Raw genomic sequence first — 14900 nt, 5'->3', positions numbered from 1 at the left:
CGACGTTTCAGGGTTTGGCGACTGAAAGTCGCCACCACTTAATGTTCACGCGATGCTTATTCATCGCCAAGACAGCATAGCGTAACTACACCGACATCACCGGCGGGCTGCAAGCTTCAACGATTCTCGCCGCCACGGCTCGGGCGACCAGGTCGGTCGGTCCCAGATAAGCCGACGTCCCGAATTGCACGTGAGGATGATTTTTTGCGGCGTCTTGAACCTGTTTTTCGATCGCCTCATAAAGCCGTCCTGAAAACAGCAAATGGGGATGGACGACAATCCGATCAAAACGTCCCGAAGCGGCGACTCGATCGAGGGTGTCGGGCAATCGGGGTTCGGCCATCGCATAGAACGTGGTGTGCAATCCATCACGAGCAATTCCGTATTGATCGGCCAACGACGGTTGTTCGTCAGGCCTGCCCATGACTGCGATTTCACTGAGCACTCGCATGTCAGCGCTCGCACAAACGTCGCGGCTCCCTCGGCCCACCATCACGATCGCTGTCCGCTGGTTGCCTTCCATTGCTAACCCAACGCGATCATTCGGAAGCGTCTCTAGGGCCTCGATGAGTCTCTGGCGAACGGCGTCGATCATCAACGCTTGTCGTGAAATGGGCGGACAAAAGCTGACATCCACCGATTCGGAACCCGGAGTCGCTTGTTTGGCCGCAGCCACTTCATCAGGGATGTCGGACTTGGCGTGCCCGGCCGCAAACAACAACAACGGGGCGACCACGACCCGGGAACATTGGTGGGACACCAACGTCGCCCAAGCTTGCGTAATCGTGGGCTCTTGAAACTCGAGCAAGCACGGGGCAACGACGGCCTGACCGCTCAGTACGGTGGACAAACGCTGCCCGAGTAAGAAAAACTCCTCCGTTCCACTACGATCGCGAGTCCCGTGACCGACGAGCAAGACCCCGAGGGGCGAATGGGAAGGAAGGTTTGGCAAGATCAATCCAATGTTATTTGCTGCGCGTCGTCGAAACCCTTTTGTTTCAGGCTCGCGATCGCCTTGCCGGGGTCAAAACCGGTGTCGTACTTGACGATGACTTTTTTGACCGTCAAAGCGTTCGGATCGGGCTGTTCCGCCAAAACGACCTCAGTGACCCCTTCGCTTCCTTCGAGCGTTTCTTTGACTTTCGGGAAACAGGCGAACTGGCAGTGCATGCTTGGAACTTCCAGTGTCATCGAACCGGGCTCGGTCATCGGTTCAGTCGTGGTCGACACCAGCGAGGCGGCAGCCGGTGCCGTTTCCGAGAGCGTGCCTTGGGAAGTTGGGGAAACGATTAAAGCGACCATGATGCCCAAAGCAGCCAATCCGGCGACAACGTAAGCGACAGTTTTCATGTTTTTTCGTTCTTGAGTGGAAAATCGAAGCGACGGGCTTAATGGCCGGCCATAACAAGGGGGCAGGTTAAGTTGCCCGCCGCTTATGATCTTAGCGTGATGGGTAGCGGTATGTCGAGACATTCAACGAGCGACGTTCCGCCGGTGGACGAGATTTGCTATCTTCCCGACGTTGTGGTTTTCGCCTCTTTTTTGTCGTGATTCATGTCAGATTCCCATTCAGACACCTCTAACCGATCTTCCCGACCGGGAAGCCCGCCCACTTCGCCGCGCCGCCCCACCTCGAGCGTGGTGATCACAGGAATGGGCGTCGTCAGCCCATTAGGGAATTCGCCGGAGGCTCTCGTTGCGGCATTGCGAGCCGGTGATTCGGGCATCCGACCGCTGACGCTTGTTCCCACCGAAGCCTACTGCGTCAGTCACGGGGCCGAGGCGATTGACTTCACCGGACACATCGACAATTACGGCGACCTTGAAAAGGATTTGAAGAAGACCATCCGAAAAGCCGGCAAGGTGATGTGCCGCGAAATCGAGATGGGCGTCGCGGTCGCTCAACTTGCACTGCAAAACGCTCGGTTCGATGCGGAGTCTTTCGATCGTGATCGCACGGGGGTGGTGTTCGGATGCGACTACATCATGTCAGCGCCCGAGGAATACACCGACGGCATCGCCGCGTGCATCGAAGACGGCCGATTCCGATTCGACAAATGGGGTCAAACCGGGCTCCCCAAAGTCGCTCCTTTGTGGCTGTTAAAGTATTTGCCCAACATGCCCGCCTCGCATATCGCGATCTACAACGATCTGCGTGGCCCGAACAATTCAATCACTTTGCGAGAATCTTCCGCAGGTGCGGCGATCGCCGAAGCGGTCTCGACGATTTTGCGGGGACACGCCGATGCCTTGGTCGTCGGTTCGACCGGATCGCGAATCCATTTGCTCCGAACGTTGCACGCGTCAATGCAAGAAACCTTGGCCGCCGATCGCGAAGACCCCGCCACGATGTCACGACCGTTCGACGCGACCCGCGACGGCAGTGTGATCGGCGAAGGCGCTGCGGCGATCATCTGTGAATCCCGTGAACACGCCCAAGCCCGCGGGGCGGAAATTTTCGGTGAAGTGATCGGTTACGGAACAAGTTGCGTGGGTCCCCAAGGAGGACCACGTCCGATCCGCGTCGCAATCGCAAACGCGATCCGCGCGGCCATCCGGTGCGCCAATGCCGCCGGCCATGGCGACACTCCGATCGGACACATTCATGCCAACGGCCTCGGTCATGTGGAAATCGATCGCGACGAAGCCCGAGGGATTCAAGACGTGTTCGGCGACGTCACCCAGCAACCACCCGTCACGACCGCCAAAGGCCACTTCGGCAACCTGGGTGCCGGAGGCGGCATGGTGGAGGTTGTCGGCAGCCTGAAAAGTCTCGGTGGTGAATTGTTCGCGATCCGAAACTTGAACGACCTCGACAGCGAATGCGAGATCAACGCGGTGAGAGACAACCAAACCCCCGCCGGTGAAAGTTTCATCAGCGTTAATGCCACCCCCCAAGGCCAATCCTCCGCCGTCTGGATCCGCCGCCCCTAAAGTAGGCTGGGTAGCAGCGATAGCGAAGACCCGGCAAGGGGTAGCTATTGGTTATTGGTTATTGGTTATTGGCTAGGCCTTCGCGATATTAAACTTAAGCTTAAACTTAAACTTAAACCAACTCCAACCGCAACCAACACCATCGGCTGCGAAACGGGATGTCATGTTCCGACAACCGCCGCCGATGACCGAAAATCAAATTCCCATCAGAGTTTTCCGGTGGTGTTCGCTTCGCTCGACCACCGGCTAATCGCTGACAACGCCTCCGGCGTAAAGACATGTGATTGTCGACGCCACTGGACTACGTCCGTGACCATCCCGTAGGGATTTCAGAACACCTAGTCTGTTTCGGTTATCAAAACAGTCGCTAGTCGCTAATGGGCTGCGAAATTCTCAGGTAGGCGAAGAAGTCGCGGACTTGTTGATCATTCAAATCATCGAGCAAGCCGTCAGGCATGAGGCTGCGTCCGACCGGTTCGATCGATTCAATGTCGTCGGACTCGATTCGAATGTCTTCGCCTGACTTGCCGCGTAGCGTTGTGACTTGGCTATCGCGGTCGGTGAGAAATCCTGTCACAACCCGACCATCCACGGTGAGCAACATCACCTGTTCGTAACCTTCGCGGATTTCGGCACTTGGTTGTATCACGCTGTTTAACAACGTTCCCAAATCGCCTCGTTGATAAGGCGTCAAATCCGGTCCCACGTTGCCTCCCTTGTGAAACAGGCGATGGCAATTGGCGCATCGTTGCAGGTAGATGGCTTCGCCGAGATAAGGATTGCCCGTTCCGTCGACGATCACATTTCGAATGCGTTCGATTCTCTCTTTTGACTCGCCCAGCACAGGCGTGCGAAGCGGGCCGAATACATCGACCGCCATTTCGGATACCTGATCACTCGTCGAACGTCGCAATTGATCCGCGACATCCAGTGACACGTTTGCGACCGGAATCCGCTTGCTCGCAAGGGCTTCGACGAATTCAATCGCCCAGGGTTCGCGACTGAGCATCGCGTCGAAGAAAGCCGGCCGAACATCATCGGTGAATTGGTCAAAAGCGGCGATCAACCTTGGTCCGATGCTCGGATGGTCGAAACCAGAAATCGCGATCAAGGCAGCCCGTTGCAGTTGGCTATTCTGGATGCTTGTTGCGACGTCGAGCAACGGTTCCAAGCTTTCAGGTTGTTTGACTTCACCGAGAGTTCTCGCCATCGCGGTTCGCTCGTCCACGTCGGCTTGTTCGTCGACCAACAATTCGTTTGCTTCCTTCGTGGCCTCGGTATCTCCCAAGCGAACCTTCAAGGCAAGCGAAGACCGACCGCTTTGAATCAACGCACGGCCAAGTTCGTCCGGAAGTCCGGTCATGGTTCGTCCCTCGTAGGCGGCTTCGAACCCGGCCAACAGTGCATTGATCGGTGCCGATTGATCGGCAAGTTCCAACAACCGGGCGCAGCGGCGCAGGTCTGTTTGGCCGCCTTTGAGGGCCAATGCCCGCATCGTCCGCGACAAGATGTGCTCGACCACCATCGGTTGTCTGCGGAACTCGGGATCGTCAAACAAATCGACCACCGCATCGCGGTCACGATCTAAACTGGTTTCGAGTACCCACCAACACAACAGCGGCACGTAGGCGTCATCGATGTCTTCGTCATGTTGCAAAAGTAAAGCGACGAGTTTCAATGCTTGATCGACGGGCAAGCGTCTCGCCGATGCGGCGATTTGAGAACGCACCTCGGCGTCGGTTTCATTCAGTGCGATGGTTACCAGAACGTCGAACAATCCATCCGCCACGCGATCCGGGCCGTTTTCGAAGGCGCCCAAGATGGATTCCAGCCCCGCGACTTGACGTCGATTGGCAAAGCCGATGTCGTCGCAAATCAAGCGAACCGCCCAGTAGCGAACCATCGGCGTCCTGTGCTGCAAAGCGATCGTCGCTGTATTCGCGTCCAAACCGAAGGCCTGGTACAACGCCCAAATTGCCGCCAACGCTTCGAGTTCATTACCACGCCGAACAAGTCCTTGCAGTTTTTCTCGTGTGTCTGGATCACGTCGTTCGCCGAGCAATCGCACGGCAGTGTGCCGATGCCAGCGGTTGGGATGCGCGAGCAAGGCGATCAACTCGTCCGATGATTTGGAATGCAAGTTCAAATCCGAAATTAGACTTTCTCGCACACCGCGAATGCGGTAAATCCGTCCGGTCGTCGGATCGATTTGGCTTTGGTAGTGCTGGCCGTGAGCAATGTAATGCTCATAAAAATCCGCCACCAACACGGAACCATCCGGTGCACCGCCGATGTACACAGGGCGGAACGCGAAATCATCCGACGTAAGAACCTTGACCGTGTCACTGGTCCGAAACGTCGCGCCCGCGACGTGGCGTCGGCTCGCGATCACAAAGTTGTGAAGCGGTTCGACACTCAGGAATGTGTTTTGATACGGGGCCGGCATCGCCGTCGATTCGACCAGTGTCGCGAAGTGCGTGAAGCGGGGAATGGGTTGTTCGGTTGCCATGAAGGGTAATTGACCGAATGCGAACTGGTTTCGCACCGGACCGAACTTGTTCGGCGTCGTTCCCTGCATCAAATGCAGTCCGCCCTGAATGTAATGAAACCCTCGCGTTTGTCCGCCATTGTTCCCGGTAAACAAACGACCGCCCGAATCCACCTCCAGGCCAAAGTTGTTTCCACCGCCCTCGGAGAAAATCTCAAAACGACGACTTTCGGGATGGTAGCGCCAAACCATGCACCCTTGGAAATAGATGCCGGGTTCATCATCGGCATCGATTCCTGGGCGAGTGATGTGACACGTCGTCGTGCTGCCTTGGGCACCGTAAAGCCATCCGTCCATTCCCCAAACGAGCCCGTTGGCGACTGAGTGCGAATCTTCCATGCCGAAACCCTTCAGGTGGACGACCGGTGGTCCGTCGGGAACGTCGTCAAAATCGGCGTCGGGATAGAACAGTAGATAAGGCGTATTGATGACCCACACTCCGCTCCGACCTCGAACGGCCGCATTGGCCATGTTCAATTCATCTTGGAAGATCGAATGTTTGTCGTAACGTCCGTCACCGTCGGTGTCTTCGTGAATGGAAATGCGGTCTCGACCGCGATCATGGTTGGGTGGTGGTGGTGGCACACGATCGTAATGCGAACGATAGTATCGATCCCGACTGATCATCTTCAAACCGGCCGGAAAAGGATATTGGCGGTATTGGGAAACCCATAATCGGCCCCGGGAGTCAAAACTGAAGTGGGTCGGTTGGGCCACCAGCGGTTCGCTCAACATCAACTCAACCTGCAAATCATCGGGCGTCTTCATTTGTGCCAAAGACTGCGATGGCGACATCTTCTCGCCATGGACAAACGAATCTGCGGCCGCGAGTACCTGGGAGGATTCGTTGAAACGTTCGAATGCCGAACGAGAAGGCTTTTCTTTCAATGCTTCGCCGAACGATGGCGGTTGATCCAAAACTTGGGATTCCCATTGTCCTTCCAAGACGCATTCCCAAAAATAATTCATCACGAACGGGGCATGATCCTGGAACACGACACCTTGGTCGTCGGGATCGATGCGAATCGTGATCTCGTTCCAGTGATCGGCAACGAAGGTTCCCGGCGGAATTTTGTACTGCCGATGGCCAGTCGGCTTTTCGCCGGAGGTTGTTGACGATACTCCGAGGCGACCGATCGAAGTTCCATTGATCCAAACTTCGTGAGCACCGTTAACACCACGAAGCTGGAAGATGACGGACTCGCCGAACAGGTCTCGTTCATGCCGACTGAAGAAACTCGCGTGCGGCTTCAACCAGGTCCGAAACCAAACGGTCGAGGCAATCGGGTGTTCCCCAGGAACGGACACCACTTGCCAATCCGATCCGATCGACGGTGAGATATGTCCAAACCAAGTCGCCGAAAACAGGCCGAGAACTAGGACCAAGCGTGGTTGAAACATACTGTAACCTTTCGAGGGAATTCGCCGGGAATTTGATGTCCGGCAATTACTTCGTGAACGAAACTCTTTTCGAGTTCGGTCTGCAGTCTACTAAATCTGAGCTAGACTATCGGCGGCGACGCAATCATTGCAGCGCGCGTTCGAATCGATCTCGTGCAGCCGACACCAAACAACTTATCCGAAAAACGAAGGAAATTGCGGGCAGTGCTTCGTCGACCTTTCAACCGAGGGTAGTCGCGGAAGCATTTTTCGCGAGCAACCACCTTATGTGCACGTCGACTCGACACGTAACTCGAATCTTTTTCTTGGTCGCCTTGGTGGTTGGAACGGGAGCTTCCCCGACCTGCCTGGCATCACCCGGCCGCATCAACCTGCTCGACCCAGGAAGCATTTCCCCTGACGATGTCGAGGCGATCCGGTCTGATATCCGCCTGACCGGACTGGATGAACCGGAGTTATTGGTCAAGACCCGCGCCGACGAAGACTACCCTGGAATCGCCATCTCGGCGCCTGCGGGCGGGTGGAACCTGACTGATACTCCGATCGTTGAGATGACCGTTCGTAACTTGTCTGATCACTCAATCGATGTGTTGCTGACACTCGCGAATCCGGGCAGTGACGGAAGGAACGGGAACAGTGCCGAGAAGTTGCACGTGCCCGAAGGTGAGTCCGCAACGTTGCGGCTAATCGTCGGCGTTTGGTACGGCAGCGAAAGTCGCACGTTCGACCCCAGCCAAGTCGCACGTTTGAGCGTCATCGTTGACCGTTCGTCTCGATCGCATTCGTTTTCGATTCTCAACATTCACGCGACGAGTCCCGACGAAGAAATCAAGCCGATCCTTCAAAGCGACTATTTTGCCCAGCTCAAGCCTTTTTTCGGCAAAGGCTTGAACATCGGCAACACGTTGGATGCCCCAAACGAAGGTGAGTGGGGCGGAACGATTCACGACGAACAGTTGAAGCTGATTCGTCAGACCGGTTTCGATTCGATTCGACTGCCGGTGAATTGGTCGGCACATGCATCCAACCGGCCGCCCTATCGGATCGACGCGAGTTTCAAAAAACGAGTCAAGCATGTCGTCAATGAGGCTATGAAACAGGGCCTTCGCGTCGTGCTGAACGTTCATCATTACGACGAAATTTTCGAGAAACCGCGAACTCAACGAGAACGGTTCCTCGAACTATGGCGGCAAATCGCGTCCGACTATGCCGACTATCCGCCAGAACTCGCCTTTGAAATTTTGAACGAACCGCACGCGAAACTTGATTCGGACTTTTGGAATGAGTTGTTGCTTGATTCCGTCGAACTGATTCGACAAACCAATCCGGATCGATGGATCGTTATCGGGCCGGTCGATTGGAATTCGGTGCGTGGTTTGCCAGCGCTCAAGCTGCCGCAAAACGATGCCCGCATCGCGTTGACCGTCCATTACTATTCGCCGATGGAAGTCACCCACCAAGGCGCACCATGGCTCGATGCGAGTGCCAAGAAATGGATCGGTACCACGTGGACGAATACGTTGGTCGAGCGGACCCGCGTGCAGATGGATTTCAATGAAGCGCTCACCTACGGTTATGAGCACAAGGTGCCAATTTATCTAGGTGAGTTCGGTACCTATCAAGACGCACCTTTCGACAGCCGGGTCAACTGGACGCGTGCGGTCGTCGAAGAAGCGAGGCGACGGAAAATGGGGTACGCGTATTGGGAGTTTTATTCCAACTTCGGGCTCTATGATCCGGAGAAGAAAGCTTGGCGTGAACCGCTCAAAAAAGCCGTTTTGAGCCCTTAGTAAGTAAGCTGCCCTTCGGCCCGGAGCTAGCGGTCTGTTGATTTAATCGTAACCCGCTGCGTAAGCGAGGGATAATTGATATTGACTCATCCCTCGCTTACGCGTCGGGTTACGATAAACCAATGCCACAGGCAAAAGCGCAACTTCAAAACTCACGCTTCGGGTTACGATTAAGTCAGCACGCCGCCATCGCGTTCCGGCTGATAGAGCGAACCCTAAACTCGAATTAGAAAATAGCAACTAGCTCTTGATCGAAAGGTCCAAGCCTTGTTGCAACACCCAATCAGTGGACTCTGTTTCGGTGTCGTCGGCGGATGATTCATCGATCTGAACGAGGTCATTCGCGATCGCCTCGACGATCGCCGACGAAACCAACTCGTCCGATTGCGTTTCCAATGAATCGAACGAGTTATCCTGAATGACGCTCCGATTCGTCACGATCCGTTGAGGCGAAGGGGCGGGGGCGGGTGGAGCGTCCGGCTGATCTTCGGCGATCGGTTCGCCGCCTGGTTCATTGTTGACCACTCCGGTGCCGCCGCCGTTGGCATTGAGTTCATTGATTACCAACAATGCGTCGAGCGCCGTGACTTGACCGTCGCCGTTGACGTCATAGCCCATTGCAGGATCGCCAGGGCCGACCGGTCCGGGATTAAACTCGTTAAGGAAGTTGATGATGATGAGCGCATCCAAAGCCGATGCGTCTCCATCACCGTTGACGTCTTCGGGATAATCCGGGTTGTGGAACGGCAATTGATTTTCGATCACCGTAATCACGAATTGATCGGTCGCCGCTGAGCCACCGAGGGTCGGCGTAGCGGTGACTTCGATTTGGATTTCGGTGTCGACTCCTGGCGTGCGTTCGACCGAAACTCCGTCGGCAAGACGCAGCGTTGAGCCTACGAAAATGAAACGTGAATCGTTTGTCGTCAACACATGACCGTTGGCTGCAGGATTGCCTGCGATGGTCAGATCACCGATCACGGCGGCATCTTTTCGCTCCAATACGGTCGCGTTCGTTAAAGCAAACCCAACAGGCGTTTCGGGGACGTCCAGAACCGTCAGCGTGATCGCTTTGGTAAACGAATCATCGGCGTGCGTGACCGTCACGTTGACCACGATCGTTTCAGCGGCTTCACGATCAAGGGCGACACCATCGACCAACTTGAGTTCGCCGAAGCTCACTTCGAATCGATCATCGTCGACCGAAAATTCGTAGAACTGATCAAAGTCGTCATCGACCACGTTGAGCGACTTGATGATGTCGCCGGGGCGGTTTTCGAGCACGGTTGCATTGTCAGGTGTCAGGTCCGTAATCGGATCATCGGCGTCGGTGATCTCGATCGACATCGTGTACTCGTCACTCGTGCCGGCATCTGTATCGACGACGGTAAAGATTAACGGGATCAGCGGCAAGTTTTCAAAGTCTTCAAAGCTGATTGCGTCCGGTCCGATAAAAATCAGTTCTCCATTGATGACATCGAAACGCGGGTCGTCGACGTTAATGATATGGTTGTTGACCAAATCCAAGTCGATCACGTCAATGACGGCGATGACATCGTTGAGTGGAATGTTTTCAGGAACGGGCGCGAGGGGCGCTATCCCGGTCGGACCGTCTGGAACCCCGATGACTTCAATGGTCAAGATCGTTTCGATGGAATCGCGACCGTCGGTCACCAGAATCGAGATCTCCGACTGGCCTTCAAAGTCGACCGGGGGCGCGAACGTTACACCGCCATCGACGGAAACGTTGACTACGCCGACGGAGGCATCACCGAACGGAATAACGACAAATTGATCGTTTTCGGAGTCCCTCACATCGGCCAAAATCCCGGGGGCGGGACGCAATAGCGCCGTGTCTTCGAGAGTCGTCAACACGGGCGCGTTATTAAAACTCGGACCACTGTTGTCACCGATCAGTCGCATTCCGAACGAAACGACAGGCGTCGCCACGCCACCGCTGACGGACACTTTTTGTGCGGCCGGGCGTCGAAGATTAACCTGAGCCAACCCCGCCGATCCCGCAACGACGACCAATTCCAATTTGCCATCCAGCGCAATCGTGGCGAGATCGCCAACGGCAGATAAATCGATGGCTAAATCGGCGACCAGCGAGCCGGTTTCTTGATCGAGCAATCGCAACCCAGTGTCTTCCGGGGCGAACGAACGCGGCGACGTCGTGACGACTAAACCGCGCGTCGCGTCGATGTCGACCGCGCCACCGGTGTCCTCGATCGTGTACAGCGTCGCCAAGTGATTATCGAGATCGTGAACCGTAAGATCATTGGCTCCCCTCACGACGACCAATCCCGCTTCGTCACTGAAAGCAACCACTTCCAACCCGCCGCCGACGTGGATCGGATCCGCGTTGATCATCGACGCACTCGCGTTGCTCCAAACATGGATCGCCAAGCTATCGATCACGCCGCCCTGCCCGTCGTCGATCTGGGACGCGTAACTGATCAGCGACCGGGTCGGGCCGTCGGTGACGCGGGGGGTGGGATCGGCGGTCACGACGGAGTCCGATGGGACATTGACCGACGTCGCGGTCAGACCGTCATTGCTGACCGACCAAACTTCCGAGTCGCCGTTGGAGGCCCCGCCGATCGCGATACCCTTGCCTAAATCATCAACGCCGGCCGACGAAAAAGTCGGTCCTAAATCTGAATCAACCAATGGAGTGGCGGTATCGAGCGAATCGCTGACCTTCCAAGCCCGATCGCCCGATTCGGTGTCGCTGAAAACGAGCAAGTCGCCTCCGACAAGACGATTGACCGAAATGATGTTCGCGCCCAAATCCAACGGGCTACCCGGCGTGCCGTCGGCCGCAACGGTTTGCAGCATGCTGCCGGAAGCGAACACGGCCGGTGAGATGCGTTCGTTCGGTTGTCCGGCGTCGTGGACCGCGATCGGAATCGCGAAGGTGATCCCGGTTTTGGCGAGAACGTCGTGGTTGTGGGTTGCCGAGGTCGGCGACGTTTGCACTTGGCTTGCCGTGCCATTGAACACGCGAACCCAATAGTCGCCATCGACGAGTCCGTCGATCGAGAAATTTCCATTCGAGTCGGTCAGACCGTAGCGTTCGCCCGCATCGAGCGACGCATTGTCGTTTTGGTCGACGTAAACCAAACGGCTGACCAATCCCGTTTCATCGTCATCGCGGCGAATCGAATCGTTCGCGTCGTGATAAACCGCTCCCGTGATCGCAGCCAAAACTCGACGCTCGTCCAAAACCTGCACGCGAAGAGTTCGCCGGGTTCGCGTACGCCGAGTTTCAAAATAACCTCGCCGAGTAGAGCGGGAGGATGGAGCCATAGTGGGGAATCCCGTCGGAAGATAATTCGGTTGAGTTGCCGGTTAGACGACCCGGTGGGGCGAAAAGTTCCCACTCTGCAGACGGAATCTGGTCGTCGACCGAGAGCTTATCGCTTAGTATAGACGCGGAATTGGTTTCAAGGACGCGCATTCTTTAATTGATTCCGCTTACAGGTCGCCATCCCAACCACTGCTGGGGGTTGACCACCCGCGAATCGACGGCCAACGACTGATTTTTTCCACTGGACACCTGATTCCCGCCATGCCTCACTCTCACGTAATATCCACTCCAGGCCGTTTGCGACGCCGTACTCTTTCTTCGCTATCGGGTCATCGACGAAGTCTTCAGTGGATGTTCGGGCTCATTTTGATCGTGCATGCGAACCTTGCCGGGATCGCTCAAGCTCAGACCGACGAAGAAATGGCCATGGAAATGGCGATGAGCGGTTCCGAATCAGGCAGCCCGGACGGAACTGCGACGTCCTCAGCGATCCCGCTGACAAAAACGGAAGCCTCCCCGGTCGTCTTGTGGCAGATGGTCCGACCCGATTTTTCGCGGGTTGCTGAAGAGCTGAAACGTTTGCAAGAACCTTCGTCGATGCCGAATGCGCCGATCGCGACCGGCCCGAAGCTGCGCAACGAAGCCCACGTGGCTTTTCGGTATGGAAATTTGCCGCTCGCTCGTGAATTGTTCTTTGGACACTTAGCGTTGGGTGAGGAATCCGCGACGGCCGATCTGCAGTCGATTCAGTTCAGCGAGTATTTTCGACGCCCCGCTTGGCAAATACGGTGGGGGTTGGCCATTGGCATCACCGGCGACGCGGAAGGTACCAATTTTGACCCCATCGTCGCTGGCACCGGATCGGGCTTGAATGCTGGACAAAATTTCGAAGGGATGGAACCTTCGGAAATGCAAGACTCGGAATTTCAGCAGCCGGGCTCCGACGACCCGTCGATGATGAGCGGCGAAGAAGGCATGAACGGCTTCGATGACGGCAGCGGCCGGAGGGCAGCTCCCGCCGTTTCAATCCCCGAGGCATCGATCGTTGACGAAGCGATCGCCGAACGTATGACGGAATTGACCGGATTGGTCGGTGAGACGTTGGCCTCGGGCATGTCGACGCGAATTGCCAGCGGTGCATTCGGCGCGGCGTTGACCAACGTCGCCGAAGAAGACCCGACCCAAGGGTACACCGTCGGTGGCGACTCCGTCTCTTCGTCGGAGAAGCGGATGTGGGTGCCGGGGGTCTTGTTCATCGGCGAAGGCGCGTCTCGTGAGATGACCGAATTGGCGGCAAAGGAGGACATCGAGCTGCTGCTCTACGTCGTCGTCAGCCTGAAGGTGGCCAGGACGGAAGAAGTTCAAAACATCACCCGAGCGAAAATCGTTGACTGCAAGACCGGCAAGACCTTGGTGGCTTCCGGCGCGATGGACAACCGCGAAGTCAAACGTTTGGTCATGACAGAACGAGGGACTCCCGAAAGTCATGTCACCGAACAACTCGATACGTTTTGGAAAATCATCGACTCGAAGCTGAAACTCGCTCCGTTGCCGAATTTAACTCCGGAGGTCGCTCGCCGCCGCGTCAGTCAATTGATTGCCGACCCGAATTATTCGAATCTCCGCAAAATGGCCGAGGTTCGCTTGTTTCAACATAAGGGCTGGCTAACTCAAGAAGAGGTGGATTTGGCGTTCGAAATCATCGCGGGTGCCGATGGGACCAAAATTTTGTACGGCCCCAAGAGCGAGTCGATTCCGATCATCCGACAGATGGTCAATTATTCTTTGGTCAAAAAGGATGAGTGATCCGGCACAATTCGATGCCGCAGGACTGCCGGCACGAGCGGACCGCTGCCCCGGTCGAAAGTCAAGCTTGCAATGCTCGCCGATGCTGATGCTTATGTTGGCGGCTTTGGCGATCGTCGGTTGCAGGCCGTCGAGCGAGCGTACCTACCCGGTCTCGGGCTTGGTTCGATTTCCCGACGGACAAGTGCTGCGTGAAGGTAGCGTCGAATTTGAAATCATCGGACGGAATCCACCGATCACCGCGACGGGGGTGATCGCTCCGGACGGCACGTTCACGTTGGGCACCTACGAGCTCGACGACGGCGCTTTCGCTGGCAAACACCGCGTCGCCATCATCGCGGACCCCATGATCGGAACCGGTGCCGAACGCCCCGGACTGATCCCGGAATCCCCGTTACCCCCGAAATACGCGACTTTTGACAACTCGGGCATCATTTTGGAAGTCTTGCCCGAGGACAACCAGATCATCATCGACGTGGAAGCCAAACCGTAAGACGCGGCGTGTTGATCGAGTCTGCATCGTAACCCGATGCGTCAGCGAGGGATCCATACTGAGGATTGAATGGCGTTTGATCTCTCGCTAACAGGCGTGTTGATTTAATCTTAACCCGAAGCGTTAGCGAGGGATTCATCGCCATAAAGTCCTTTGTATTTATCCCTCGCTCACGCTTCGGGTTTCGATGAGGACTAAATCAACAGCCCGCTAGCGGCGTGTTGATTTAATCGTAACCCGAAGCGTTAGCGAGGGATGCATCGCCATAAAGTCCTTTGTATTTATCCCTCGCTCACGCTTCGGGTTTCGATGAGGACTAAATCAACAGCCCGCTAGCGGCGTGTTGATTTAATCGTAACCCGAAGCGTTAGCGAGGGATTCATCACCATTAAGCCCTTTGTATTTATCCCTCGCTCACGCTTCGGGTTTCGATGAGGACAAAACCGACAGCCCGCTTGCCGGGGCCGCCATGAACGGGTGCAGGCACACTAATCGGTGACTAGGTCATCGCAGGCAGCCTATCTTTCTTGGATTGTCGCGTGTAGTGGGTTCCTGGGCGAGCCGCAAAGTGGTCGGCAAGCTCGCTGCCGTCGCTGATTACGGCGGCTCGCAGAT

General features: G+C 56.0%; 8 protein-coding genes. 4 read left to right on the top strand and 4 right to left on the bottom strand.

Translation table 11 applies throughout. From position 1 onward, the window contains the following. Positions 1-85 precede the first annotated feature (85 nt). On the bottom strand, positions 86-952 hold the full coding sequence (locus tag Pla100_RS22275) for a sirohydrochlorin chelatase (RefSeq protein ID WP_146580291.1): 867 nt from the start codon (positions 950-952) through the stop codon (positions 86-88). A gap of 2 nt (positions 953-954) precedes the next feature. Next, positions 955-1350: a heavy-metal-associated domain-containing protein gene (locus Pla100_RS22270; RefSeq protein ID WP_146580289.1), complete on the bottom strand. Its 396-nt coding sequence runs from the start codon at positions 1348-1350 to the stop codon at positions 955-957. A 291-nt stretch (positions 1351-1641) separates the two neighbouring features. On the opposite strand from Pla100_RS22270, the gene Pla100_RS22265 reads away from it, so the two are divergent. Then, on the top strand, positions 1642-2934 hold the full coding sequence (locus Pla100_RS22265; protein ID WP_261344816.1) for a beta-ketoacyl-[acyl-carrier-protein] synthase family protein: 1293 nt from the start codon (positions 1642-1644) through the stop codon (positions 2932-2934). Between the two features lie 367 nt (positions 2935-3301). Here the strand turns inward: Pla100_RS22265 and Pla100_RS22260 are convergent, their stop codons facing one another. After that, entirely contained in the window at positions 3302-6883 is a 3582-nt protein-coding gene (locus tag Pla100_RS22260) for a PVC-type heme-binding CxxCH protein (protein ID WP_146580285.1), read from the bottom strand. Between the two features lie 266 nt (positions 6884-7149). Between Pla100_RS22260 and Pla100_RS22255 the strand changes: the two genes are divergently transcribed. Then, the gene (locus tag Pla100_RS22255; RefSeq protein WP_197168150.1) at positions 7150-8673 is read left to right on the top strand and encodes a glycoside hydrolase family 5 protein; all 1524 of its coding nucleotides are present in this window, start codon (positions 7150-7152) and stop codon (positions 8671-8673) included. A gap of 240 nt (positions 8674-8913) precedes the next feature. Here Pla100_RS22255 and Pla100_RS22250 read toward each other — a convergent pair whose 3' ends face one another. Beyond that, positions 8914-11910 carry a dockerin type I domain-containing protein gene (locus Pla100_RS22250; protein ID WP_231603365.1) on the bottom strand — a complete coding sequence of 999 codons (2997 nt, stop codon included), beginning with the start codon at positions 11908-11910 and terminating at the stop codon, positions 8914-8916. Between the two features lie 427 nt (positions 11911-12337). Between Pla100_RS22250 and Pla100_RS22245 the strand changes: the two genes are divergently transcribed. Both Pla100_RS22245 and Pla100_RS22240 read left to right on the top strand, forming a co-directional pair. Further along, entirely contained in the window at positions 12338-13792 is a 1455-nt protein-coding gene (locus Pla100_RS22245) for a hypothetical protein (protein WP_146580281.1), read from the top strand. Next, positions 13785-14285, top strand: a complete 501-nt coding sequence (locus Pla100_RS22240) for a hypothetical protein (protein WP_231603364.1) — start codon at positions 13785-13787, stop codon at positions 14283-14285. Before Pla100_RS22245 ends, Pla100_RS22240 begins: the two co-directional genes overlap by 8 nt. Positions 14286-14900 lie beyond the last annotated feature (615 nt).

It is taken from the genome of Neorhodopirellula pilleata (assembly GCF_007859915.1).
GTDB lineage: Bacteria > Planctomycetota > Planctomycetia > Pirellulales > Pirellulaceae > Rhodopirellula > Rhodopirellula pilleata.
This window is presented reverse-complemented; position numbering and strand designations above follow the sequence as displayed.

Excerpts from the sequence above, each read along its gene's own strand:
- Pla100_RS22270 (WP_146580289.1), bottom strand. The coding sequence starts at position 1,350 with ATGAAAACTGTCGCTTACGTTGTCGCCGGATTGGCTGCTTTGGGCATC.
- Pla100_RS22260 (WP_146580285.1), bottom strand. The coding sequence starts at position 6,883 with ATGTTTCAACCACGCTTGGTCCTAGTTCTCGGCCTGTTTTCGGCGACT.
- Pla100_RS22255 (WP_197168150.1), top strand. The coding sequence starts at position 7,150 with ATGTGCACGTCGACTCGACACGTAACTCGAATCTTTTTCTTGGTCGCC.
- Pla100_RS22245 (WP_146580281.1), top strand. The coding sequence starts at position 12,338 with ATGTTCGGGCTCATTTTGATCGTGCATGCGAACCTTGCCGGGATCGCT.
- Pla100_RS22240 (WP_231603364.1), top strand. The coding sequence starts at position 13,785 with ATGAGTGATCCGGCACAATTCGATGCCGCAGGACTGCCGGCACGAGCG.